This window comes from Algoriphagus lutimaris (assembly GCF_017051705.1).
Taxonomy (GTDB): domain Bacteria; phylum Bacteroidota; class Bacteroidia; order Cytophagales; family Cyclobacteriaceae; genus Algoriphagus; species Algoriphagus lutimaris.
Genome location: NZ_JAFIDJ010000002.1, coordinates 341,401 through 365,729, shown reverse-complemented (window position 1 = coordinate 365,729; position 24,329 = coordinate 341,401). Strand labels below are relative to the sequence as shown.

25 protein-coding genes are annotated in these 24,329 nt (G+C 38.0%); 10 read left to right on the top strand and 15 right to left on the bottom strand.

Annotation, left to right across the window (positions count from 1 at the left end):
* Window positions 1-138 precede the first annotated feature (138 nt).
* The 13 genes from JYB62_RS12440 to JYB62_RS12380 all read right to left on the bottom strand — a co-directional run bounded on the left by JYB62_RS12440 (window position 139) and on the right by JYB62_RS12380 (window position 11,795).
* Window positions 139-1,185: an oxidoreductase gene (locus tag JYB62_RS12440; RefSeq protein WP_205645758.1), complete on the bottom strand. Its 1,047-nt coding sequence runs from the start codon at window positions 1,183-1,185 to the stop codon at window positions 139-141.
* A 3-nt stretch (window positions 1,186-1,188) separates the two neighbouring features.
* Entirely contained in the window at window positions 1,189-1,815 is a 627-nt protein-coding gene (locus JYB62_RS12435) for a response regulator (RefSeq protein ID WP_205645757.1), read from the bottom strand.
* Between the two features lie 65 nt (window positions 1,816-1,880).
* Window positions 1,881-2,636: a sensor histidine kinase gene (locus JYB62_RS12430; RefSeq protein WP_205645756.1), complete on the bottom strand. Its 756-nt coding sequence runs from the start codon at window positions 2,634-2,636 to the stop codon at window positions 1,881-1,883.
* Entirely contained in the window at window positions 2,623-3,381 is a 759-nt protein-coding gene (locus JYB62_RS12425; RefSeq protein WP_205645755.1) for a histidine kinase, read from the bottom strand. Before JYB62_RS12425 ends, JYB62_RS12430 begins: the two co-directional genes overlap by 14 nt.
* Before the next feature lie 91 nt (window positions 3,382-3,472).
* A complete protein-coding gene (locus JYB62_RS12420) occupies window positions 3,473-4,252 on the bottom strand; it encodes a histidine kinase (protein WP_205645754.1) in 780 nt (259 codons plus the stop codon).
* Between the two features lie 61 nt (window positions 4,253-4,313).
* Window positions 4,314-5,072 (bottom strand): histidine kinase, encoded by a 759-nt coding sequence (locus tag JYB62_RS12415; protein WP_205645753.1) that lies wholly within the window; start codon window positions 5,070-5,072, stop codon window positions 4,314-4,316.
* Window positions 5,073-5,074: 2 nt separating this feature from the next.
* On the bottom strand, window positions 5,075-5,371 hold the full coding sequence (locus JYB62_RS12410; protein ID WP_243431561.1) for a molecular chaperone DnaK: 297 nt from the start codon (window positions 5,369-5,371) through the stop codon (window positions 5,075-5,077).
* A gap of 209 nt (window positions 5,372-5,580) precedes the next feature.
* Complete coding sequence (locus JYB62_RS12405; RefSeq protein ID WP_205645751.1) at window positions 5,581-5,967, bottom strand: molecular chaperone DnaK; 387 nt, start codon at window positions 5,965-5,967, stop codon at window positions 5,581-5,583.
* Between the two features lie 190 nt (window positions 5,968-6,157).
* Window positions 6,158-6,772, bottom strand: coding sequence for a histidine kinase (locus JYB62_RS12400; RefSeq protein WP_243431560.1), 615 nt, complete (start codon window positions 6,770-6,772; stop codon window positions 6,158-6,160).
* A gap of 307 nt (window positions 6,773-7,079) precedes the next feature.
* Window positions 7,080-10,046, bottom strand: coding sequence for a protein translocase subunit SecDF (gene secDF / locus JYB62_RS12395; RefSeq protein WP_205645749.1), 2,967 nt, complete (start codon window positions 10,044-10,046; stop codon window positions 7,080-7,082).
* A gap of 94 nt (window positions 10,047-10,140) precedes the next feature.
* Window positions 10,141-10,500, bottom strand: a complete 360-nt coding sequence (locus JYB62_RS12390; protein WP_205645748.1) for a hypothetical protein — start codon at window positions 10,498-10,500, stop codon at window positions 10,141-10,143.
* Between the two features lie 62 nt (window positions 10,501-10,562).
* Complete coding sequence (gene udk / locus JYB62_RS12385; protein WP_205645747.1) at window positions 10,563-11,183, bottom strand: uridine kinase; 621 nt, start codon at window positions 11,181-11,183, stop codon at window positions 10,563-10,565.
* Between the two features lie 30 nt (window positions 11,184-11,213).
* Window positions 11,214-11,795, bottom strand: coding sequence for a non-canonical purine NTP diphosphatase (locus JYB62_RS12380; protein ID WP_205645746.1), 582 nt, complete (start codon window positions 11,793-11,795; stop codon window positions 11,214-11,216).
* 138 nt (window positions 11,796-11,933) lie between these two features.
* Here JYB62_RS12380 and JYB62_RS12375 point away from each other — a divergent pair, with 138 nt between their 5' ends.
* The 3 genes from JYB62_RS12375 to JYB62_RS12365 all read left to right on the top strand — a co-directional run bounded on the left by JYB62_RS12375 (window position 11,934) and on the right by JYB62_RS12365 (window position 13,758).
* The gene (locus JYB62_RS12375; RefSeq protein WP_205645745.1) at window positions 11,934-12,497 is read left to right on the top strand and encodes an LOG family protein; all 564 of its coding nucleotides are present in this window, start codon (window positions 11,934-11,936) and stop codon (window positions 12,495-12,497) included.
* A 144-nt stretch (window positions 12,498-12,641) separates the two neighbouring features.
* Window positions 12,642-12,941, top strand: coding sequence for a four helix bundle protein (locus JYB62_RS12370; protein ID WP_205645744.1), 300 nt, complete (start codon window positions 12,642-12,644; stop codon window positions 12,939-12,941).
* Between the two features lie 313 nt (window positions 12,942-13,254).
* On the top strand, window positions 13,255-13,758 hold the full coding sequence (locus JYB62_RS12365; RefSeq protein ID WP_205645743.1) for a hypothetical protein: 504 nt from the start codon (window positions 13,255-13,257) through the stop codon (window positions 13,756-13,758).
* A gap of 71 nt (window positions 13,759-13,829) precedes the next feature.
* Here the strand turns inward: JYB62_RS12365 and gndA are convergent, their stop codons facing one another.
* Window positions 13,830-15,242, bottom strand: coding sequence for an NADP-dependent phosphogluconate dehydrogenase (gndA, locus tag JYB62_RS12360; RefSeq protein WP_205645742.1), 1,413 nt, complete (start codon window positions 15,240-15,242; stop codon window positions 13,830-13,832).
* 315 nt (window positions 15,243-15,557) lie between these two features.
* Here gndA and zwf point away from each other — a divergent pair, with 315 nt between their 5' ends.
* From zwf to JYB62_RS12345, 3 genes are all read left to right on the top strand, one after another.
* Window positions 15,558-17,084, top strand: coding sequence for a glucose-6-phosphate dehydrogenase (zwf, locus tag JYB62_RS12355; protein WP_243431558.1), 1,527 nt, complete (start codon window positions 15,558-15,560; stop codon window positions 17,082-17,084).
* A gap of 42 nt (window positions 17,085-17,126) precedes the next feature.
* Window positions 17,127-17,849, top strand: coding sequence for a 6-phosphogluconolactonase (gene pgl / locus JYB62_RS12350; protein ID WP_205645741.1), 723 nt, complete (start codon window positions 17,127-17,129; stop codon window positions 17,847-17,849).
* A 108-nt stretch (window positions 17,850-17,957) separates the two neighbouring features.
* The gene (locus JYB62_RS12345; RefSeq protein WP_205645740.1) at window positions 17,958-19,007 is read left to right on the top strand and encodes an NAD(P)-dependent alcohol dehydrogenase; all 1,050 of its coding nucleotides are present in this window, start codon (window positions 17,958-17,960) and stop codon (window positions 19,005-19,007) included.
* Window positions 19,008-19,062: 55 nt separating this feature from the next.
* On the opposite strand, the gene ruvB is transcribed toward JYB62_RS12345, so the two are convergent.
* A complete protein-coding gene (ruvB, locus tag JYB62_RS12340) occupies window positions 19,063-20,097 on the bottom strand; it encodes a Holliday junction branch migration DNA helicase RuvB (RefSeq protein ID WP_205645739.1) in 1,035 nt (344 codons plus the stop codon).
* A 122-nt stretch (window positions 20,098-20,219) separates the two neighbouring features.
* On the opposite strand from ruvB, the gene JYB62_RS12335 reads away from it, so the two are divergent.
* The 4 genes from JYB62_RS12335 (at window position 20,220) to JYB62_RS12320 (ending at window position 24,314) form a co-directional block, all read left to right on the top strand.
* Window positions 20,220-21,284, top strand: a complete 1,065-nt coding sequence (locus JYB62_RS12335; protein WP_205645738.1) for an FAD:protein FMN transferase — start codon at window positions 20,220-20,222, stop codon at window positions 21,282-21,284.
* Between the two features lie 114 nt (window positions 21,285-21,398).
* A complete protein-coding gene (locus JYB62_RS12330; RefSeq protein WP_205645737.1) occupies window positions 21,399-22,151 on the top strand; it encodes a ZIP family metal transporter in 753 nt (250 codons plus the stop codon).
* A 186-nt stretch (window positions 22,152-22,337) separates the two neighbouring features.
* Window positions 22,338-22,601, top strand: coding sequence for a DUF4212 domain-containing protein (locus JYB62_RS12325; protein WP_205645736.1), 264 nt, complete (start codon window positions 22,338-22,340; stop codon window positions 22,599-22,601).
* A gap of 27 nt (window positions 22,602-22,628) precedes the next feature.
* Window positions 22,629-24,314 (top strand): sodium:solute symporter family protein, encoded by a 1,686-nt coding sequence (locus tag JYB62_RS12320; protein WP_205645735.1) that lies wholly within the window; start codon window positions 22,629-22,631, stop codon window positions 24,312-24,314.
* Window positions 24,315-24,329: the final 15 nt, after the last annotated feature.

Sequence of the window (24,329 nt, the reverse complement as noted above, 5' to 3'; positions counted from 1 at the left end):
GATTTTAGCTTGGATCTTTTGGTCACATGGAATCTCGCATTTTAAATAATTTTCACCAAGCGCGATCTTAGTAATGCTCGATTTCATGGTGGCTTAGTTTTTAACCTAATACACCAAGAAGAAGCCAAACCTAAAAGATTACCATTTTCCTTCAGCTTTGGAGATGGTTCGTTGTTCTTTAGAACTTTGGAAAGAAGCTTCTATCATTTTTAAAACACTGATTGTCTGTGGGATGGTGACGTTTAGTGGGCTGTCATTCAAAATGGCATCGGCTACATTAGAGTAATAAATCCTATAATCGCCCGGGACACTAGGGTAGGATTTAGTTTCAGACTTGAGGAATATTTTTCCCCAATTTTCCTCAGGTTCTACTCCCCAATCGGTACCCTCTGGCTTGATACCTTCTTTGAAAGCTTGCTCTTGAACGTCCATACCAAACTTCAAATAAGAACCATTCTGCCCCAACAGTAGATACTTTGGAGTAGGAGCATTGACCAAGACTCCAGCTGTTACCCTGGCCTTGAAGTTCTCATAATGCATGACAATGTCGAAATGATCATCAGCCATCGCCCCTTTTCTTTGTTTTTGGATATCTGCTTGAATCGCATCAGGGGCACCAAATATCATCACCACTTGATCGATCAAATGGGAACCTAAATCATAGGTAATTCCATTCCCTGGGCCTGCTTCTTCCCTCCAATTACCGGAAAGTTCTGGTCTAAATCGGTCAAAATGAGATTCTAAATAGACCAGATCCCCTAATATTCCTTCTTGAATCAATTTTTGAATGGTCATGATATCTCCATCAAACCTCCTATTGTGAAATACCGAGCATACTTTTCCAGTTTTCTTCGCTAATACCTGAAGTTCTTCTGCCTCATGGGAATAGATAGTAACCGGTTTGTCTACCACCACATGTTTTCCTGCTTCTAGACATTGTTTGGCCATAGGGAAGTGGAATGTGTTTGGGGTGGTGATGACTACTAAGTCTACCTCGCTTTTTTCCAATAACTCCTCCAAGCTCCGGTATATAGTGACAGTAGGGTATTTCTCCTTGCTTTTATTGGAATTACGTTCTACCACAGCCACTAGCTCTAAGTCTGGGCATACGGTAATCAAAGGAGCGTGCATTTTTTCTGCAACTGAGCCATAGCCCACGATGGCAGTTTTGAGAGGAGTGTTCATGATTTATAGGTGCATATCCTGGACCTTGTTGACCAGTTCGATCCTGGAAGAGACTTGTAATTTGCTGTGTATGTTTTTTCGATGGGTTTCAATAGTCTGCACACTCAAGCTGAGGTCATCAGCAATTTCTTTATTCTGACGTCCTTCTTTGATCAATTTGATGATCTGTACTTCCCTTCTGGATAATTTGAATTTTTCCCGGAAAGCATCAAAAAATGAGCTTTGGTTGGCTTGCTGGATCACCCGTTGAAAATTAGGCAAGTGTCTTCCTTCATATACTTCATGGATGGTATAGACCAATTCATCGGGGTCAGCATCTTTCAATACAAAGGCATCTGCTCCGTCTTGCATGCACTTTTTATAGATTTTTTCTTCGTCATACATGGATAATACGACAACTTTAATCTCGGGGTGATTTTTTTTTGCGTACTCTAGGACTCCAAATCCATCGAGCACGGGCATATTCAGGTCAGTAAGGATCACATCCGGAAGATCTGTAGCGATTTCGTCTACCAACTCTTTTCCATTAGGATAAAGACCGGTAATCAATAAATCGTCATATTCCTCTAAAAGTCCTTCTAAGCCTTTAGCGAATAGTTTATGGTCATCAGCTAAAGCAATTCTGATCATGTGGGGTATTCAGAGTAAAATGTAAGCTTTGTACAAAAAGATTAGTACAAATTACTGCATGGATATTAATTAGGCAACAATAAATGGATAAGTGTTCCATTTCCTATACTGGAGGTAATAGAAACATCTCCCCCAATGGTCTCCATTCTCTTTTTTAAATTATACATACCACTACCTGAAGACTCGATGGAAGTATCGAATCCTTTGCCATTGTCTTTTATTTGGATGGTTCGAGTTGCACCATCTTTCCAAATCTTTACCTTGATTTCCTCGGGTGATGCATGCTTCATCGCATTGTTTAATATTTCTTGGATTACCCGGATCAATACCAATTTTTGGTCTTTAGGTAATTCGCCAAGTTCAATGGAATGTTCAAATGTAGTTTTACAAAAGCCTGTAGATTCGATTTTTTGTAATTGTTGTTCTATAAATTCTTCAATTGTCAGGGATTCCACCCAGTCCAAATTTAAGTTTTTGGACAAGGCTCTTACTTCCGATATTACTTGGTTAATGGTTTCTTTCCCTTCTTGTTGTTTTTCTGGCTTGGAAGAACCCAAGTATAGCTTAGCCAATGAAAGCAACTGGCCAATATTGTCATGAAGTTCTCTTCCCACATGGGTGAGGGTGTCTTGCTGAATTTCATTCTCTATGTTTAGCAAGGTTTTTTCATGTTCAGATTTGATCTGATCAAGCTTTTGTTTGTTTTGCGCCTGTCTTTGCCTATGTATAAAGACCATCGCAACCACGAAGGTGGACATCAGGCCTCCTAGAAAAAGGGTGCTAAAAATGATGACGTAAATTTGATCTTCAGATGGGTTCATAAAATGGTTCTCTTAAAAAAACTTTTGGTAATAAAGGGGATGCGATAATTAAGATCAATATGCCAATGTTGATGATTCCCATATACATATCAATTTGTGAAATACTTTGACCCAAGTCTGGGTTGAATTCATAAAGATACAGGTAAGAAACAGAGCTAATATATGTCAAAGAGTAAGTAAATAGCAAAAAGGTCATTTGCCAGAAAGAAATTAATCGAAGAGGTTCGGTTTCTAAATAGTGTTGGTTCGTAATCAATCCCATAAAATATAATCCACTTCCGATTAATATCATATTTGCACCCATAGCAGAAATGATAGGTTGATCCAAATACAGAGGTTCTATTCCAGTGATTTGTAAAGCGAAAGAGATAAATACAAAAATCAATAGCATCCAGTTAATGAATTTTTTCTTTGAAGGCTCAAGCCAATTACGGATTAATAGTAGATAAAGAATCGTTGTAATTTGCTGAAAACAAATATTAAAAACCCAAAGGTTATAATTGGGATTTTCTGTATTTCCCAATAGGGCATTTACAGACTTTTTAAATTCTAAATTATAATTTGTATAAGCACCTAAGTTTTCATAAAAAACAGTGAAAGCCAAGATTACATAAGGTAGCCAATAGAAAATCTTGGTTTTACGATCTTTGGATAGACGGAAGAAAATGAGGCTTCCTATAATCAAAAAGCTATCAATTATGATTAGATACCAACTCCCAAATTGCTCAATAATACTTCTATCCATGTTTTAAAAAATAGGCTCCCTTCTCATATACATTTTATGTTATAAAACTGGTTAAAAGGTAATTTTAAATAAGAAATGAAGAATAGCAAAGTTAAGCTGGTGTTTTGTGAGATACATAAAATGGTTCTTCCTCAAAAAACCCTGGAAGAAAGGGAGAGGCAATCGTCAAAGTAAGGATCCCTAGATTGATGTTCTTCATAACGATATCAATTTGTTGTAAGGCAGCCCCCAAAACTGGATCTGCTTCATAGAGATAAATTAAGGAGACAGAACTAATGTAAGTTAAGGTAAAAGTAAACATGACGAATGTCATTTGCCAAAACGAAAGCAGCTTCAAAGGATTCTTGTCTAGGTATTGTGGATGAGTAATCATGCCAGTGAAATACAAAGCACTTCCAATCAATATCATATTGGCACCAATGGCAAAAATGATAGGCTGGTTTAAATAAATAGGTTCAATTCCTGTGAATTGAAGGAAACTGGCAACTATAATAAAAAGATAGATCATCCAATTGATGTATTTCTTTTTAGAGGGCTCCAACCAAGATTTGATCAATAATAAGTAAAGGATGGTGCCGACTTGCCTTTTTGCTACATTAAACAGCCAAAGGTTAAATTTGGGATACTTGAAATTTCCAAAATATTCATTGACTGACTTTTTGAATTCATAATTGTAATTAGTGTATTTCCCGAAGTTTTCATAAAAAAAAGTAAAGATTAAGATCAGGAATGGAAGCCAAAAATGAATATTTGTTTTTTTTTCCTTAGGCAATTTTAAAAAATAGATCAAGCCAATAATCATCAATACATCCATTGGAATAGAATCCAATGGATACGCTGTAAAAAAGGCTTCAATCAGTTTATTGTCCATTAAAGTAGATTGGGGTTGATTTTTTTAACAGAAGAGGGGGTAATTAATTTTCTAAAGGCCTTTAAGCGACCCCAAAAATAGGTTCTTTCACAAAAACCTTTTTTAAAAGAGGTGAAGTGATAATCAATACCAAAGTCACTTTATTTAAAATACCCAAAACCCGATCAATTTGAACAATACTAATTCCGAGTTGGGGGTTTATTTCATAAAGATAAATAACCGTCATCGAATTAATGTAGGTCAGAGAGTAGGTAAATAAAAGAAAAGTCATTTGCCAAAAGGAAAGAAGTTTTAAGGGGTTGGTATTCAGGTAATATTGATTAGTAATCAAGCCTATAAAATAAAGCCCACTTCCAACTAAAATCATATTGGCACCCATGGAAAAAATGATCGGTTGATTCAGATAGAGAGGCTCAATTCCTGCGATTTGTAAAAAGATAGAGACGATCACAAAGACAATCACCATCCAATTGATATATTTTTTTTGGGAAGGCTCCAGCCATGTTTTAATTAAAAAAAGATATAAGACTGTTGAAAGTTGCTTATTGGCAATATTATATAACCAGAGATTGTATTTCGGGAATTCTGTGTTCCCTAAAAGTGCATTGACGGATTTTTTGAACTCAAAATTATAATTCGTGTATGCTCCTAAATTTTCATAAAAAACAGTAAAAGCAATAATTAAAAAAGGAAGCCAATAATAACTATTGGCTTTTTCCTCTTTCTTTAGTTTAAGAAAATAGTAAGTGCCTATCAACAACAAGGCATCAATATTAAATAAATACCAGTCTCCAAAAGCTGTCCAAAACGGGCTAGACATAATTAGGAATTAGTTGGATCGGGTTCGCAACGGTAAGGGCATTGGGAAGTTCCATTAACATAATCTCCATCGTTCCCTACCAGCTCTAAATAAACTACCTGATTATCTTTGAGATTAGCAGGCCGCATTACTAAGGTCATCTGACCTGTATATTCTGCATGATTACCAGGATAGATTTCCTTGGCAGTTTTCTCTGTGTATTCTGTAAAATAAAACTGGATTCCTCCCACCTTTGGCTCTTGATCTGTTTTGTCTTTGGCATTTCCTTTTTTCACTTCTTTTTCATACTTAGCTTTCATTGATTTGAAGTCCTCTTTTGAGATGTTCATTGAAAAATTGATTGCTTTTGTGTTTTTAATTTCAAGTGGGTTCTTGATGGATAAAAGATGCCATATATTACCCTGTAAAGGCAATACCAAAAACACTAATTTTGGCTTTTCTCGTTTTTATGGTCAATTAGATATGGTTAGATGCATCCAATGCCGCTCATTTTTTTAAGAAATAAAAATTATTGACAAACATAAGGGCATTGAGTTCCTCTGTTTTGATACTCTTCCCCATCTGCTTCTACCTCAATCGTGGTGATTTGATTTTCATTGAGATTCGCCGCTCTCATCACCAGTGTCATTTGACCGGTATATTCATCAGCCTCATTCGGATAGAATTTTTTTGCTGTTTCTTCCGTGTATTCGGTAAAATAAAATTGAATACCTCCCACTTTTGGGTTTTGATCTGCTTTTGCCAATAATTTTTCTAAAGTTTCTCTATCAAAAAATATCCAATCAGTTTGGTTGGTCTTGTCTTTGCCTTTTTTGTCTTTGGCGGGTTTTCCTTTCTTTACTTCTTTGTCATACTTTGCCTTCATGGACTCAAAGTCCGCTTTTGAAATTTTCATAGAAAAATGTTTTTCGTTAAGTGATAAATCAATTTCGTAATAAGAATAAGATTCAAAATATACTATTTTTTTTTCCTTCAGGGCAATGATAACTATATGGAACTGAATCCTTTTACTAAATAAAATATGCTTTTGAATGAATTTGTAATGATGAATCAGTGCTTTGTTTTTCTATTTGGGTCTTCTAAGGTTACGAATAAGGTTCTTGATCAAATAGATGTGTTAGTCTTGGAGATGCAATAATCAGGATTAAGATAAAAAGTTTTAGGATTCCCAAGATCCTATTGAGGTTACCCAAATGATTTGCCAATTCTGGGTTTAGATTATATAGATATATAAGTGATACAGAATAAATATAGGTCAAGGAATAAGTAAACAAAAGAATGGTGACCTGCCAAAACGAGAGAAGTCGTTTGGGGTTGACTTCCAAATAGAATGGGTCAGTCATCATTTGTAAATAATAGATCCCACAAGCAACTAAAATTAGATTAGCTGCTATGGCAAAGAGCATAGGTTGATCTAAGTATAGAGGTTCAATTCCAGTTAATTGAAAGACTATGCCTATAATAATAAAGCCATAAATCATCAAAGTTAGATATTGCTTTTTGGTTGGGCTAATCCAAGACCTAATCAAAAAAAGGTAAAGGGCTGTTGCGATTAATGTATTCGCTATATTAAAAACCCAAAGGTTGTATCGTGGAAATTCTATATTTCCCAAAAGCTCATTAATGTATCTGGTAAATGGAGTATAAGTAAGGGTAAATAAACCCATGGACTCATAGAAAACGGTAAAATTAAGAATCAAAAAGGGGAGCCAGAATTTTTTATTTTTCCGTTGAGCTTTGGGTAATTGTAGGAAAAAATATAGACCTATGATTAAGCATATGTAATTGGCAATTACATACCAATCCATGAAATTTTCCAAAAACCTATTTCCCATATATGTCCAATAAGGTCAAGAATACATGTGTATGTATTGATATATTCTAGCGTTATATTTTTTATTTTATCCAAAATTGGATTTTGCCTAACTATAAAACAAATTTTTATTTTGGGTATAAAAAAGAGCGGGAAAAACCCGCTCTTTTACAATACTCGAATTCTATATTCTCTTAAGCCAATTTCTTGGATTCTTTTGGTTCTTCTTGATCGATTTCTCTTTTCATCAAATCCACAACGATAGGAGTAGCGATAAATACAGATGAATAAGTACCCACCAAAATACCTACAAGAAGTGCGAATGAGAATCCTCTCAATACTTCCCCACCGAAGATCAATAGAACAAGAACCACGATTAAAGTAGTAAATGAAGTAATCAAAGTTCTTCCTAGGGTTTGGTTAATCGCATCATTAAACACTTTCACCAATCTATGGGTACCTCTATTTTCAATATTTTCTCTAATTCGGTCAAATACAATCACGGTATCGTTAATAGAGTAACCGATTACAGTAAGGACCGCCGCAATAAATACTTGGTCGATTTCGAAAGTTGCACCCAAGGCACTCGCAATCGCAAAGGCAGCAATTACAAACAAAGTATCGTGGATCAAGGCAATGATAGAGGCCAAGGAGAATTGCCACTTACGGAATCTCAATAAGATGTATAAGAAGATGGCAATTAAAGCAACAACCATTGCTTCAGCAGAAGATGCTTTGATGTCATCCGCTACTGTAGCTCCTACTTTAGAGGAACCAGTAATCGCAAATTCTTCAGTAGTAAGGTCTTCTGCATCATCTGTAAACTGTAATCCAGTTACGGTAGCGATTCCTTCTTTCACCTTTGATTCTACCTCTGCATTGGATGCATCATCATCCTCATTGATCAGGTAAGAAGTAGTTACTTTCAATACGTTGGTAGCACCATAAGTTTTTACTTCTACCGAGCCATCAAACTCACGGTCAAGACCAGTTTTCAAATCCGAGGCTGCCACTGGTTCGGCAAATGCTACGATATAAGATCTACCACCAGTGAAATCCACACCAAATTTCAATCCATTGATTCCAGCAATCGCAAGACCCACTATGATGATTCCGGTAGAGATCAAGTATGCAACTTTTCTCTTTCCTAGGAAATCGATACTCAAGGTGCTTAATGCGTTCTTTGCAAATGGAGTAGCAAAACTGATACTACTCTTATCTCCTTTTTTGCTCATCCAAGAGACAATCACTCGGGTGATGAATACAGCAGAGAAGAAGGAACAAGCAATACCGATCATCAATACAATCGCAAAGCCTTTTACTGGACCTTGTCCCAATGCATATAAAATCGCACCAGTCAAGAAAGTGGTAACGTTGGAGTCAAGAATTGCAGAGAATGCTTTGTTGTAACCGGCATTAATTGCCGCTATCAGGCCAATGCCATTTCGAAGTTCTTCTTTGATACGTTCAAATATCAGTACGTTGGCATCAATGGACATACCGATCGTCAATACAATACCTGCGATACCTGGTAAGGTCAATGAAGTTTGAAGCTGAGCCAAGATTCCTAAAATGAAGAAGATGTTGAATACCAATGCAGAGATAGCGATCAAACCACCTTTAGCATAGTAAGCAACCATAAATAGTACTACGATCGCCAAACCGGCAACCATGGAAATTAATCCTTGATTCAATGCTTCTTTACCCAAAGTTGGGCCGATAATGCTTTCTTCAACAATTTGTGTTGGAGCAGGTAGAGAACCTGATTTGAGAATGTTCGCTAAATCCTGTGCTTCCAAAATCGTGAAGTTACCAGAGATTTCGGATTGCCCTGTTGGGATCTCACCATTTACAACTGGAGCAGTGTATACATAGTCATCCAATACTACAGCGATTCTTTTACCGATATTCTCAGCAGTTAATTTTCTCCACTTTCTAGCACCTTCCGCATTCATTTGCATGGATACCGCTGGTCTGGAGGTTTGATCCAAAACTTGTCTTGCGTCGGTAACTACATCACCTTCCAAAGGAGCTTGGTCAGATCCTTTTGGTATTTTGATTCCATAAAGTTCCAATGCTTCCGTCCCATCTTCCAATACTTGAGGCTTCACAGCCCAAAGTAACTTGATGTCTCTTGGAAGCATTGCTTTGTACTCATCTCTTTTCAGGATTCTGTTGATGGTAACAGTGTCCTTTACGTCGTATACTAGTCCGTAATTAGCTTTCAATAAGCTAAAAATAGGAGAGGTACCTGCCTCTGGATTCATTGGATCAATTTGACTCAATTGCTCTTCCAATGCCTTTCTCAAAGAGTCTTCCTCAGAAAGAGGTTCAGTAGACTCTACTTCAGTTTCTGTTGAAGAAGTAGATTTTTGATCAGCAACATAAGCTGTGTTGATTGCTTCTAAAGAAGAACCAAATTCGTTTACTTCTGCAACTTCCCAGAATTGAAGTTTAGCAACTCCTTGTAGTAAGTTTCTTACGCGCTCTTGGTTGTCTACACCAGGAAGTTCAATCTGGATTCTTCCAGAACCTTGAATTCTTTGAATATTTGGCTGAGAAGTACCGAATCTGTCAATACGAGTTCTTAGGATGTTAAAAGAACGTTCAATTGCATTTTCAATTTCAGTATCGATGATATCCAGAATTTCAGAATCTGAAGTCTCCAAAGAGATTTTTCCTCTGTTGGCAGCAGTTGCGAAAATGGAGCTAAGGTTTTTGTCTGGACTGTTTTTTTGCCATTCAGCATAAAACAAGTCTACAAATTTGTCATCAGAGGTTTTTGCAATTTCCTTGGCATCATCTACTGATTTGTTGAATGCCACATCTTTTGGATTTCCAGCAATTCCCTTCACGATCTCAACTGGAGAAACCGCCAACGTAACATGCATACCGCCTTGAAGGTCTAGACCTAATCCAAGTTCGGTTTCTTTTACTTCCTGATAGGTATAGTCAGCACCTAGGAAATTATAAACAGGCTCTCTCCAAACTGAATCGAGATAAGCTCTTCTCAAGGCAAAATCAACATTGCCGGATGCGTCGGTAGCATAAGCTTCTGCTTTTTGCTGTACGCCATTTGATACAAATGTGAATGACAGATAATACAGACAAAGTGCTGTAATAATCGCTGTCAAAAACACAATGACACCTTTATTTTGCATAAGGATTAGATATTAATTAATTGAATTGTAAATACAGATGAATTGCTTTCCTATTCGATAGGAAGCATGGGTAATAGTGAACTCAGAAGAAGATTCAGGGTCCTTTGGTAGAGATAATCCGCTCAAAGAGAATTTCTACCAGTTGATTGGGATGCGAGAATACATTGGTTTCAACATGATAACCAGGTGTATTTTCTTGCTCTATTTGGTAAATAAGGTACATTACAGTGTGGGAAACATGTACCACAAATGGTACTACCGCATCTACTGCAACATTTAAAAAAGTTTGGTGTTGATCCTGATCTGATGGATTATCCTGTTGCTGTTCTTGCGAAATAGCTTGGGACGTTTCAGGAAGGTATTCTACACTTGAGATAAACAAACACAATAGCAAAGCCAGCATCATCGTGATGCGCTGTTGAAAAATCTTGCTATTTGGATTATTACCTTTCATGCGGCGCAAATATAGGTATTATTTGAAAATCACACGAATTCGAGGAACTTTTTTCACCATAACTACTTCCCAGACCTTGCTCTGAGATATATTCTAATGACTTCCAGTGCTTTATCAAAATTATGATTGTTAGGAACAATCAAATCAGCTTCATTTTTAAAGGGCTTGATATACTTCTCATAAGTAGGCATCACATGCATTTCATACCTATATAACACATCATCCAAGTCATATCCTCGCTCTACTTTATCACGGATAATCCTTCTTTTAAGCTTTATATGATCTTTCGCATCTATAAAAATTTTGAGGTCAAGCAAATCCGCGAGCTCTGGGTAATAAAGTACAAAAATTCCTTCCACCACCACCACAGGTGCGGCATAGAAGGTCAGAATTTTTGGTGTTTTTGAGGCATTATTGAAAGTGTATTCTTCCCGCTGAACAGATTCTCCAGCCTGAATTTTTCGAATATCAGATGCGTATTCCTCAAAATCAATGCTATGCGGGGTGTCAAAATTATGAATTCCCTGAGCATCGATGGGTTGTTGATGTCGAGGTTTATAATAATTATCCTGTGAAATCAAACATATTTCGTCAGGTTCAAATGAGCTAAGTAGCTTTTCTAAAAAAAGAGTTTTGCCAGAAGCTGAGCCTCCGGTAATCCCGACGATAAATGGTTTTTTCATGGGGCAAAGTTAAAGTTTTTCAGGCCTTTCTCAGGATTTTGTTTGGTTCAAAAAGTTGATAAGCCCCCTCACGGCCTTTCCACGATGGCTGATGGCATTTTTTTCTTCCATACTCAATTCAGCGAATGTTTTAGAAAATCCAACGGGTTTAAAAATAGGGTCATAACCAAAACCTCCTGACCCAATTCGTTCCTTTAGTATTTCACCCTCAGCTATCCCTTCAAATTTATATTTTTCTTCTCCGATGAGCAGTGCAATTACAGTTTTAAACCGTGCCGTTCTGGTGCTGGAATTTCCTAAATTTTTCAACAACAAATCGATATTTCGCTCATCACTTCTGGGTTCTCCTGCATACCTGCCAGAATATACCCCAGGCTCTCCCTCCAAAGCATCCACTTCCAGTCCAGTATCATCTGCGAAGCAATCAACTCCATAATGGTCCTTCACATATTGCGCTTTTTGAAATGCATTATGTTCTAAGGTGTCTCCTGTTTCCGGGAGTTCTTCTTGGCAACCGATTTCCTGAAGGGAAACGATTTCTATTCCTTTTCCTAAGGCCGCTTTGACCTCTTCAATTTTCTTTTGGTTGTTGGTAGCAAAACAGATTTTCATAGTATAAAATTAAGATATCCTTGTGAAACTTTTGTTAAGATTGGTTTGGAATGGCTTAGAGACGGGATTAAAAAACCCAGCTTTACTACTTTGAACTTGAAAATCGTAATTTCGAATTCAACTTTTTATTAGAATACTATGAAAAAGATCACCGTTTATTGCGGTTCTAGAAAAGGGGAAGGGCCCTTCTATGAGGCTGGAGTGAGGTCATTGGCTTTAGAAATGATCAAAAGAGATCATTCATTGGTCTATGGTGCAGGAAGAGTAGGATTGATGGGAGTGATTGCTGATGAAATGCTACAAGCAGGGAAAGAAGTAATTGGAATAATTCCCCAAAAACTGGTTGATCGAGAAGTGGCTCATCGCGGCTGTACAGATTTGGTCATTGTAGAAACCATGCGAGATAGAAAATGGCTAATGGCTGAGAAAGGAGATGGGTTTATTGCACTTCCCGGAGGAATTGGGACACTGGAGGAATTGTTTGAAATCATGACCTTGAACCAGCTGCATTACATTCAAAAGCCATTAGCGCTCTATAATGTAAATGGGTATTATGACAAGTTGTTGGATTTTTTAAAACATGCCATGCAAGAAGGATTTCTGTATCCCGAACAGGAAGAATTGTTGATTGTTTCTGACGATCCTGTAGAGATTTTGGATAAAATGAGTGCTTACAAAGCCAAGGGACAGGCGGATTGGTAGATGGTGTAGAGAAAGGAGAATGGAAAATAGAGAATGGGAGAGTAACTTAAAAGGAAGATTAAGCCCCATTTTGGATACTAAACATTTATTAAGTGATTTGGATCAACGAATAAATTAGTATTTTCGGTTTAAAATATTTTCTATATGACTCGAGCAGATACTTTTGAGGATCTTAGATGTTGGCAATTAGCTTACAAATTGAAAGGAGAAATAAAAACTAAGGTCATTCCTTGCTTACCAGATTCTGAAAAATATGAACTTCGCTCTCAACTTTTAAGAGCTTCTAGGTCTACTACAGCTAACATAGCAGAAGGTTGGGGACGATTTCATTTTTTGGAGTCCAACAAGTTTTACTATTATTCAAGAGGATCATTATCAGAATTATTAGATCATTTGATTGAGATAAAAGATAATGGCTTTATTGAAGAGGAAGTCTATTCGTAAATAAGAAGTTTAATTTTAGAATCAATAAAGGTTTTGAATGGTTTTATATACTATTTAAAAAGGGAGAATCTAAAAAATAAATCATCTTAATCTTTCAATCTCTACTACGTAAAGCTCATACAATTTACTCTCCTTGTCTTATAATGTCTTTTTATTGGAATCCACAATCTTGTATTTCCCCAAACGCTTAATCTCTTTTTCTCCCAATCTCTAATCTTTTTTCTTATCTCCATAAACTTCCAATATTCCTTTTGATAATTTAAAACCATACTAAAAATAATATTTCTTATTTTTGCGGATCAACAGTATCAAAATGATTCAAAAGCTTTTCCCATTAGATAAAAACTACATCCTACGCCAAGCTCAATCAGAGTTGGAGGAGGATTTAATCGATCGAATGGTATTTGAATTAAAGAGATCCTATACTCTTTTGTACAACCCTCTGAGGTTGATGGATCAGACCTATGCGCAGATCTTGGATACTTTTGAATTCCCAAGAGATCGAGTAAGGTTAATCTACAGACAACTTAGTGGAATCTATCGATTTAAGCATGGGGATAATCAATTGGAAATGTTGTTCGATGGTAGAACCCACCTGGACAAATTTAAAGAAGATTGGTCTGCAGCATTAATTGGATATGTGCAAGAACTGGGAATTTATGAGCAATATGTAAAAACTATGCTTCGAATGACTTTACTGTTTGATACCGAGTCAAGAGCAGAGTGGGCGGAAAATCATTGCAAAGGATTTATTAACCAGCATTTTGAACTCAAGGTAGTAAAACGGCAGGGTGAACTGAAACTTAAAATCGGATAAAAAAAGGAAGTAAAAATTTTTACTTCCTTTTTTTATCTTCTGATCACTGACTACTGATCATAGTCTACTATTCAAGATCCCCATTCTGTGTGGAAAATCCCTTCTCTATCAATTCTTTCGTAAGTATGAGAACCAAAATGGTCTCTTTGTGCCTGAATTAAATTAAGTGGGAGTTTGCTGGAAGTATAGGCGTCAAAATAGCTAAGTGCGCTTGATAGGCCGGGGACTGGTATTCCTGACTTTGCCGCAAAGGCCACCATGTCTCTCACTGCAGGTAAGGTCTCTTGTACTTTTGGAACAAAAGAAGGTGAAAGCAAAAGGTTTGGGACCTCTTTATCAGCAGTATAAGCTTCAGCGATGTCGGCTAATAAACCTGCCCGTATAATACATCCCGCTCTCCAGATTCTAGCAATAGTAGCCATATCCAACTCATAACCATATTCTTTCGATGCATAGGAAAGCTGATGTAATCCTTGTGCATAAGCGATGATGAAAGCAAAATACAACGCTTGTTCAGCCTTTTCAATCAATTCCTCTTTAGAAATAGAGGGTATTTCTGGTCGATTATACAGATTGTCCGCCACAATTCTTTCATCTTTCAATGCGGAAATTTCGCGCATACTAACTGCCATATCTATGGTAGGAACTGGTATTCCTAAATCCATCGCATTTTGAGAAGTCCACTTACCGGTTCCTTTTTGCTTGGCTTTATCCAGGATCATATCCACCAAATCACCATCGGTTAGATCATCTTTTTGAGTAAAGATTTCGGCTGTAATTTCTACTAAGAAGGATTGAAGTCTGCCTTCATTCCATTTGGAGTAAACTTGATGTAGTTCCTCATTGGACAATTCACTGGACTTCTTCAACAGGTCATAAATTTCAGAAGTCAATTGCATCATGGCGTATTCAATCCCATTGTGCACCATTTTCACATAGTTTCCGGCAGATTTAGGGCCTAAGTAGGCAACACAAGGCTCTCCTTTGTATTTTGCAGATACTGCTTCAAAAATTGGTTTGACATGCTGGTAGGCTTCTTTATCTCCGCCAGGCATAATGCTAGGTCCTTTTCTGGCACCTTCAGCACCTCCAGAAACCCCAGATCCGAAAAAGTGAATTCCTTTTTCCTTCAAATAAGCTTCTCTTCTGTCAGTATCAGTAAAGAAGGAGTTTCCTCCATCTATTATGATATCGTCTTTATCTAAATAAGGAAGTAAACTTTCAATGGCTTGATCTACTATTTTACCGGCAGGTACCAACAACATGATTTTTCTTGGGCTGCTTAATGCCTGTACAAACGTATTGATATCCGTGGAAGCACTTACTTTTGAAAGGTCTCCACCTTCCGTTTTTAATGCCTCTACTTTTTCCCCATCTAAGTCATATCCAAATGCTTTGAAATTATTGTCAGCAACATTCAAAATAAAATTTCGACCCATTACTCCTAGACCAACCAGGCCAAAATCGTAGTCTTTATAATCCATTTTTTAGTTCTATTGTACTTAAAATTATCAAGGCATTCATTTTTAGATGTTATGTTAATTAAAATAAATAAGCCTTAATTTTGCGACTGCAGAGCAAAATTAAATTAAAGTGGCAATTGTTCACTTTTTTATCTTAATCAATTAACCCTGTTTCTCAAATTTGGCCTATTCAACTATAAAAAATGAAGCATGAACCTTCTGAAGGGAATTATTTTTGGTGAATTATCCCTAGAGAGGAACCTGTTTACCAAAAAATACATTGGAAGATTCAAAGCATTTCAATTGGATTGAAGAGCTGAAAATACAGACCTACGCATGAAAAAAACATTAAACCAGATGCTCATTATTTTTGGAGCATCAGGAGATTTAACAGCTCGAAAGCTAGTACCGGCTTTATTTAACTTATACAAGGGCAAGCATCTTCCTGAAAACTTTGTGGTGTTAGGGGCGAGTAGAAGTGACATGAGTGATGAAGTGTTCCGCAAGAAAGTAGTTCAGGAAAGCAAATTTTTGAAAGAGAAAATTAGTAAAGAGGAAGCCTCCTATATTGAAGAGTTTGCTGATAAGTTATTCTATCAAGATTTGGGTAAGGAATACGATACAGATTACTCGATGCTTGCCAATAGGATTGCTCATTTAAATGAGGAAAAAGGATGTGAAGGAAATTATATTTTTTACTTGTCTACCCCTCCAAGTTTATATGAAGTAATTGCCAAGAACCTTTGTGAAGCAGGCTTGACAAAAGAAGATAATGGCTGGAAGAGAATTATTGTGGAAAAGCCTTTTGGCTACAGCTTAGAGACTGCCAAAGAATTAAATTTAGGCTTGCATAAATATTTTAATGAGCAACAGGTTTACCGAATTGACCATTATTTGGGTAAAGAGACGGTTCAAAACTTGTTAGTGACTCGTTTTTCCAATTCAATTTTCGAACCTACTTGGAATAGAAGGTACATTCATCACGTAGAGATTACCAATGCAGAGACCGTTGGGGTGGAGAAAAGAGGTGGATACTATGATAAATCCGGGGCATTGAGAGACATGTTCCAAAGTCATTTGCTTCAAATCTTGTCTTTGATCGTCATGGAGCCCCCTATTAATGCAAGTGCTGAAGAGATTCGTGATGAGAAAGTGAAAGCTTTGAAATCTCTTCGGATCATGACGGATGAGAAGGTGTTGGCTACGCATACCATGAAAGGCCAATATGTAGCCTCTACGATCAATGGAAAGAAGGTAAAAGGTTACAGAGAGGAAGAAGGTGTAGATCCAGACTCTAAAACTGAGACCTTTGCAGCGATCAAATTCTTTGTGGATAATTGGAGATGGAAGGATGTTCCCTTTTATGTGCGAACTGCCAAATACATGCCTACAAAAGTGACGGAGGTAGTCATTCATTTCAAATCTCCTGCACATGAGGTGTTTAAAAGCCATGATGCCTATCAAAAAGACAATAAATTGATCATTCGAATTCAACCTGATGAAGGTATTTTGATCAAATTTGGAGTGAAAATCCCAGGGCTTGGTTTCAATGTGGAGCAAGCTAATTTAGATTTCTATTATTCTGACTTGGATTCTGCACAGGTGATGGATGCTTATGAGCGATTATTGCTGGATGCCATGCAAGGAGATGCTACCTTGTACGCTAGAGCGGATGAAGTGGAGGCGGCATGGAGATTTGTAGACCCTATTTTGAAGTATTGGGAAAATGAGGATGTTCCAACGTATGGCTATGCTGCAGGTACTTGGGGGCCAAGAAATTCAGATGAAATGTTTGAGGGGCATTTTGGATGGAGAAATCCAGGAAAGCGCCTAACAGATGAAACCGGCTTCTGCATTCTTTAAAACCATTTTATCCTATCCTTTTTCAACAAAAAGTTAAAATCAATGAATATTATTGTTTCAAGTTCAAAAGATAGCCTAGCAGAAGAATTTGCCTATGTTTTGAAGGAAATGTCAGATACAGGAGAGAAAATCCATGTGGCACTTTCTGGGGGTAGTACTCCTAAAGTCATATTTGATTACATCGCAGAAGAGCTAGGAGAAGACATCTTGTGGGATAATATCAATTTTTATTGGGGAGATGAACGATGCGTTCCTCCGACAGATTCGGAAAGCAACTATAAAATGACGGTAGACCACCTTTTGTCAAAAGTGGATATGCCAGAGGAGAATATTTTCCGAGTTTTAGGAGAAAATGATCCGGAAGAGGAGGCTATTAGGTATAGCAAGGTGTTGGAAAGTGAGTTGCCGATCGTCAATGGAACTCCTCAGTTTGATTTGGTCATGTTGGGTATGGGAGATGATGGACATACTATTTCTATTTTTCCTTACAATATTGAATTGTGGGATGCAAAAGAAACTTGTGTAGTTGCGGTTCATCCTGATTCTGGACAAAAGCGAGTAACTATCACCGGAAGGGTAGTAAACAATGCCAAAGCGGTTGCCTTTTTAGTAACAGGGGCTAATAAAGCCCAAAAAGTAAAAGAAATAGTGATGTTGGAAGGTGATTATGAAAAATATCCTGCTTCTTTGGTAAAACCTGAAAGTGAGGACTTAACTTGGTATTTAGATAGAGAAGCTGCTAAAGATTTAGATTTTTCCGAATAGTTATATTGGAAGAGCATCCGCCAACTTGGTCTAAAAGGAAGTTTTTTTATTGTTCGCTATAGAATTCTTTTGTTATCAAAATAAATTAGAACCTCTAACCAAATTTTTATGAAACAAGTAAAAGCATTTGCAGCTAAGAGAGCTGATCAACCTCTTGCACCATTTGACCTTGTCAGAAGAACTCCAGGACCAAAAGATGTAGAAATAGAGATTTTATATTGTGGTGTTTGCCACTCGGATATTCACATGGCCAGAAACGAATGGGGAGGAACTATATTCCCGATTGTTCCAGGTCATGAGATTGTTGGAAAAGTAATTTCAGTAGGGTCTGAAGTCAGCAAACACAAAGTAGGTGACACTGTGGGTGTGGGCTGTATGGTAGATTCCTGTGGTAAATGTGGAAGCTGTGAGGAGGATTTAGAGCAGTTCTGTGAAAATGGAATGTCAGGCACCTATAGCTCTTACCTCCAGGATAAAAAGACAATTACCTATGGAGGCTATTCTACTCATATTGTGGTGACGGAAAAATTTGTCCTTTCCGTTTCGGATAAGTTGCCTATTGAAGGAGTTGCGCCTTTACTTTGCGCAGGGATTACTACTTATTCTCCCTTAAGATACTGGAATGTGAAAAAGGGAGATAAGGTAGCTGTAGTTGGTTTAGGCGGATTGGGTCATATGGCGGTAAAGCTTGCTGCAGCAATGGGTGCGGAAGTAACAATGCTTAGCCGTTCTCCTCAAAAAGCAAAAGATGCAGACTCGTTAGGAGCTCACCATTTTGAACTTACAACAAATCCCGAGAATCTTAATAAATTAAAGGGTACCTACGATTTGATCATCGATACGGTGTCTGCCTCTCATGATTATGCTACCTATTTGAATTTATTAAAGACTAATGGTGTGATGGTTTTAGTGGGTGTACCACCTACTCCAGAAACTATCCATGCCTCATCATTGATTTTTGGTAGAAAAAGTCTAGCTGGATCATTAATAGGAGGTATCAAGGAAACCCAAGAAATGCTTGATTTTTGTGCTGAGCATGGAATTGTTTCTGATGTGGAAGTGATCGCCATGGATGAGATCAACGAAGCATATGAGCGTACGATTGCAGGAGATGTAAGATATCGATTTGTAATTGACATGGCTTCTTTGAAAAGGTAATACTTCCCTTGAAAAAATAGGAAAACCGACCGAAATTAAATTCTCGGTCGGTTTTTTAAATTCCGTCAAACAAACCTCCCAGTCCCTGGGAAGGCTTTATATTGAGGTGTTTATAAGCCATTTCGGTAGCCATTCTACCTCTTGAAGTTCTTTTTAAATATCCTTCTTGAATCAGGAAGGGTTCATATACTTCCTCGATAGTTTCTGCTTCTTCCCCACAGGCTGTGGCGATGGTGCTTAGTCCTACTGGCCCACCTTTGAATTTATCAATGATGGTCATCAGGATTCGATTATCCATTTCGTCCAGACCATTCATATCTACATCCAAAGCATCTAAGGCAACTTTGGAAATTTCTAAGGTAATGGTGCCATTTCCTTTTACTTCTGCAAAATCGCGTGTTCTTCTCAATAGCATATTTGCAATACGAGGCGTGCCTCGGCTCCTTCTAGCAATTTCATAGGCCGCTATTTCATCTATTGGAGTTTGCAAAATGCCTGCGGACCTACTGACAATGTCAGTAAGTAATTTAGCATCATAATATTCCAAACGGGAATTGATACCGAATCGGGCTCTAAGAGGTGACGTCAACAGTCCTGACCGAGTGGTAGCGCCAATCAAAGTGAATGGACTGAGAGAAATTTGTACGGATCTAGCATTGGGCCCAGAGTCCAACATGATATCAATCCTAAAATCCTCCATGGCTGAATACAAATATTCTTCAACGATAGGGTTTAATCTGTGTATCTCATCTATGAATAGCACATCTCCTTCCTCTAGGTTCGTCAATAAACCAGCTAAATCGGAAGGTTTATCCAAAACGGGGCCAGAAGTGATTTTGATTCCAGCTTGAAGCTCATTGGCAATGATATGACTCAGGGTGGTTTTGCCTAACCCTGGAGGGCCATGAAGTAAGACATGATCCAATGGTTCGTTTCGACGTTTTGCGGCCAAAACGAAAACCCGTAAGTTTTCAACGATTTTGAACTGTCCAGTGAAATCTTCAAAGCTTAACGGACGTAATGCTTTTTCATATTCCTTATCTTTAGAACTTAGATGTTCGTCGTCACCTGTTAGATAATCTTCTCTCATAGTTGTACCGTACTCCTACAAAGATAGAAAAATACCTGTCTTGGCGAGGAGCTTTTTGAAAGGGTTCTGAATCAATTAAACTTAAAAATATCTCTTAACTTCGCAGCGAAATTAAGAATGCTATGCGTCCCAATACTCGAAAAAATATCATCTATTCACTGGTGCTGTTGGCAATGGTGATCCTCGTTTACATTTGGAGAAATCAAAACCCTTCCAATACAATTGAAAAAGAGGAAGTAGTCGTGAATGGAAAGATAACGCTTTCTGGTAAAACTATGGGGACTACCTATAACATTACATACTTGGATGAAAAGGGTAGAGATTTTCAAACTTCTATAGATTCTATCTTGGTCGTTTTCAATCAAAGTCTGTCTACTTATATCCCAGAATCTGAGTTAAGTAGATTTAATATAGGAGACACACTGGAATTTGAACTTCCCTATTTATTGCCAGTCCTTCAAGCGAGTAAAGAAATTAACCAAAAAACCGATGGTGCTTTTGATCCAACAGTTGGACCATTGGTGAATATTTGGGGATTCGGTCCAAGTGGTCCAGAGTTAAAGGATAGTGTGGATATCCAAAACCTCCTCAAGTTAGTAGGATTTGAAAAAGTGGATTTTGATTCCAAAGAGGTTAGAAAATCGCTACATGATATTTATTTAGACTTTAGTTCGATTGCTAAAGGGTATGGAGTAGATGTGGTAGCTGACCTTTTAAGGGAAAAAGGGATTAATAATTATTTGGTTGAAATTGGAGGGGAGTTAGTCGCCCGAGGAGTAAACGAAAGTGGAGAACTTTGGAAAGTAGGGGTTAATAGACCGGAGGAATCTGCCAATGCGTCTGATCTCTTTAGCATTATTGCCCTGCAGGATAAAGCCATGGCTACTTCAGGTAACTATAGAAATTTTTACGTGAGAGATTCTATCAAAATTTCTCATACCATCAATCCAGAAACGGGTTATCCAGTAGAACATAATTTACTAAGCGCCACAGTGCTAGCAGATGACTGCATGACAGCGGATGCCTATGCTACTGCATTGATGGTGATGGGAACGGAGAAAGCTATCGCATTGGATGAGGAACTTGAAGAAATCCAAATATTCCTGATTTATAGTGATTCCAATGGCGATTATCAGACGTTTGCAAGCCCAGAAATCAAGCCTTATTTATCCTTCATTCAAAATTAAAACTTGGATGTGATTAATGAAGACTCCCATTATTTAAATGCAACATTATTGAATTTTATTACCTTTGCCGCGGTTATACCTCCAAATTCCACAAAGGACAGGGCAAACTAGGTTATGGTTTTAAATTTTCTTCTTCTTTTTTTAACTGCATTGATTGCTGGTTCTTTGGTTTTTATCGCTCCAAACTTCAGGGATAAATACTTTAAGTTGGTATTGGTATTTGCTGGCTCATACCTTTTTTCCATCACTATTTTACATATTCTTCCAGAGTTATTTCATAGTGGTTATGAAGGTGGGAAAATGGGGCTGTACATATTGATTGGGTTTTTACTTCAGCAATTATTAGAGTTTTTGTCCAGCGGCATCGAGCATGGTCATATTCACCACCATCACGGAGAAACCAAAGCTGGAATCTTTACAGTGATGATAGGGTTGTTTGTACATGCATTTTTAGAAGGGACACTGCTTTCCCATGGGAGTTTGATCGGAGCAGACTCCGCAGCTTTCGGGCATGTGCACAACAGTAAAACCGTTTTGGCAGGAGTGATTTTACATAAGGGGCCTGCAGCTTTCGCCTTGGCTGCGGTATTGTCCAGTTCAATGAGCAAAAAATGGACCTTGATCTTATTGACTTTGTTTGCACTGGCTTCACCTTTGGGCATGTTTTCCAGCGCATACTTATTTCAAAGTGGTCTTTTGGAAAGAGAAGGAGTAGGTATGTTATTCGGGCTTGTAGCAGGAGGCTTTTTGCACATTTCTACTACCATATTCTTTGAAAGTAGCCCACATCATAAATTTAATTGGAATAAGCTTTTGGTTAGTTTCTTGGCAGCTGGATTGGCGATCCTATCAGAGTATATGTTTTGATGCCATAAATTTTAGACCTATCAAGGCCCCATAAGATTATTGGAGTTTTCGCTTTTATTCAGAATAATAGGAGGTGAAGGGAGTTTTAAACCTTAATTTTTCATTAATTAATGATGAATGGGTTGCATTTCGTGAGAATCTACGCTTACTTTTAAAACTGATTCCCAATAATAAACCCGCACGATTATGGCCAAGGATTCTGGCAAAATGAAAGCCTACTGGAGAAAGAACCTGAAAACATTATTTTTTTTATTGCTCATCTGGTTTTTAGTCTCCTTTGGTTTTGGGATTCTTTGGGTAGAGGAATTGAATGCGATTCGTTTAGGAGGGTATAAATTAGGATTTTGGTTTGCCCAACAGGGTTCTATTTATGCATTTGTTGTATTGATTTTCGTCTATGTTTATCGAATGAATAAGCTGGACAAAGAATTTGACGTCAACGAGGAATAAACCCAATCACCAAAACCTTTTCATTACATGGATATTTTAACCTGGACATATATACTTGTTGGACTTTCATTCTCATTATACATTGGCATAGCGATTTGGTCAAGAGCAGGTTCTACCAAAGAATTTTATGTAGCTGGAGGTGGAGTTTCACCTTTGGCGAATGGGATGGCCACTGCAGCAGATTGGATGTCTGCCGCCTCATTTATTTCCATGGCAGGGATTATCTCTTTTGCGGGTTATGATGGTTCCGTTTATCTGATGGGATGGACAGGAGGCTATGTATTACTGGCCTTGTTGTTAGCTCCTTACCTTAGGAAATTCGGGAAATTTACTGTTCCCGATTTTGTTGGGGATCGTTACTATTCGAATACTGCCAAAGTAGTAGCGGTCATATGTGCACTTTTCATCTCTTTTACATACGTAGCTGGTCAAATGCGAGGGGTAGGAATCGTGTTTTCAAGGTACTTGGAAGTACCTATTGAGTGGGGAGTGGTGATTGGAATGTGCATCGTGTTTTTCTATGCGGTGTTGGGGGGAATGAAAGGAATTACTTACACCCAAGTGGCCCAGTACTGTGTATTAATATTTGCTTACATGGTTCCAGCGATTTTTGTTTCCATGCAATTGACTGGTAACCCCGTTCCTCAGTTGGGGTTAGGTGGAGAGTTGGCGGATGGGACGCCACTTTTGGATAAACTTGATGGCGTGTTGGGAGAGCTTGGCTTTGCAGAGTATACGGCAGGTAGAAAAGGGATGACGGATATTTTTATGATTACCTTGGCCCTGATGGTAGGTACAGCTGGATTGCCACATGTCATTGTTCGTTTCTTTACCGTACCTAAAGTAAAAGATGCAAGGCTTTCTGCAGGCTATGCATTGGTATTCATTGCCATATTATATACAACAGCTCCCGCAATTGCCGCCTTTGGAATCTATAATGCCATCAACAGTACTTCAGAGAAAGAGATTTCCAGTCTCCCTGTATGGGTGTCGAATTGGCAAAAAACGAATTTAATTGCTGTAGATGATAAAAATGGAGATGGGAAAATTCAATACGTTGCAGACCCAGAAACCAATGAATTAAGTATTGATAGAGATATAATGGTATTGGCTAGTCCTGAGATCGCTGAGCTTCCCAATTGGGTAGTAGGCCTCGTGGCTGCTGGAGCCATGGCCGCTGCTTTGTCGACGGCAGCAGGGTTGCTACTAGTAATATCTACCTCAGTATCGAGGGATCTGTTCAAAACCTTTAAGCCGGAGATTTCAGAGAAAAAGGAATTGAGAATTGCAAGGATTGCAGCAGCAGGTGCGGTCCTGTTGGCAGGTTATTTTGGGGTGAATCCTCCAGGTTTCGTAGCACAAGTGGTTGCTTTTGCATTTGGCTTGGCTGCAGCTTCTTTCTTCCCAGTGATTATCATGGGGATATTTTCCTCAAGGATCAATAAAGAGGGTGCAATTGCCGGAATGGTTTCTGGCTTAGTATTTACGCTGGCCTATATCATTTACTTTAAATTCATTTCGCCTGAATTAAACACAGCAGATCATTGGTGGTTTGGAGTCTCTCCTGAAGGGATAGGATCCATCGGAATGTTTATCAACTTTTTGGTTTGCATCGTTGTGTCCCAATTTACGCCGGCTCCACCTCAATCAGTCCAGGATATGATCCAGGAAATAAGAATTCCTAGAGGTGCAGGCAAGGCTGTTGATCATTAATCGTAACTTAGAAGA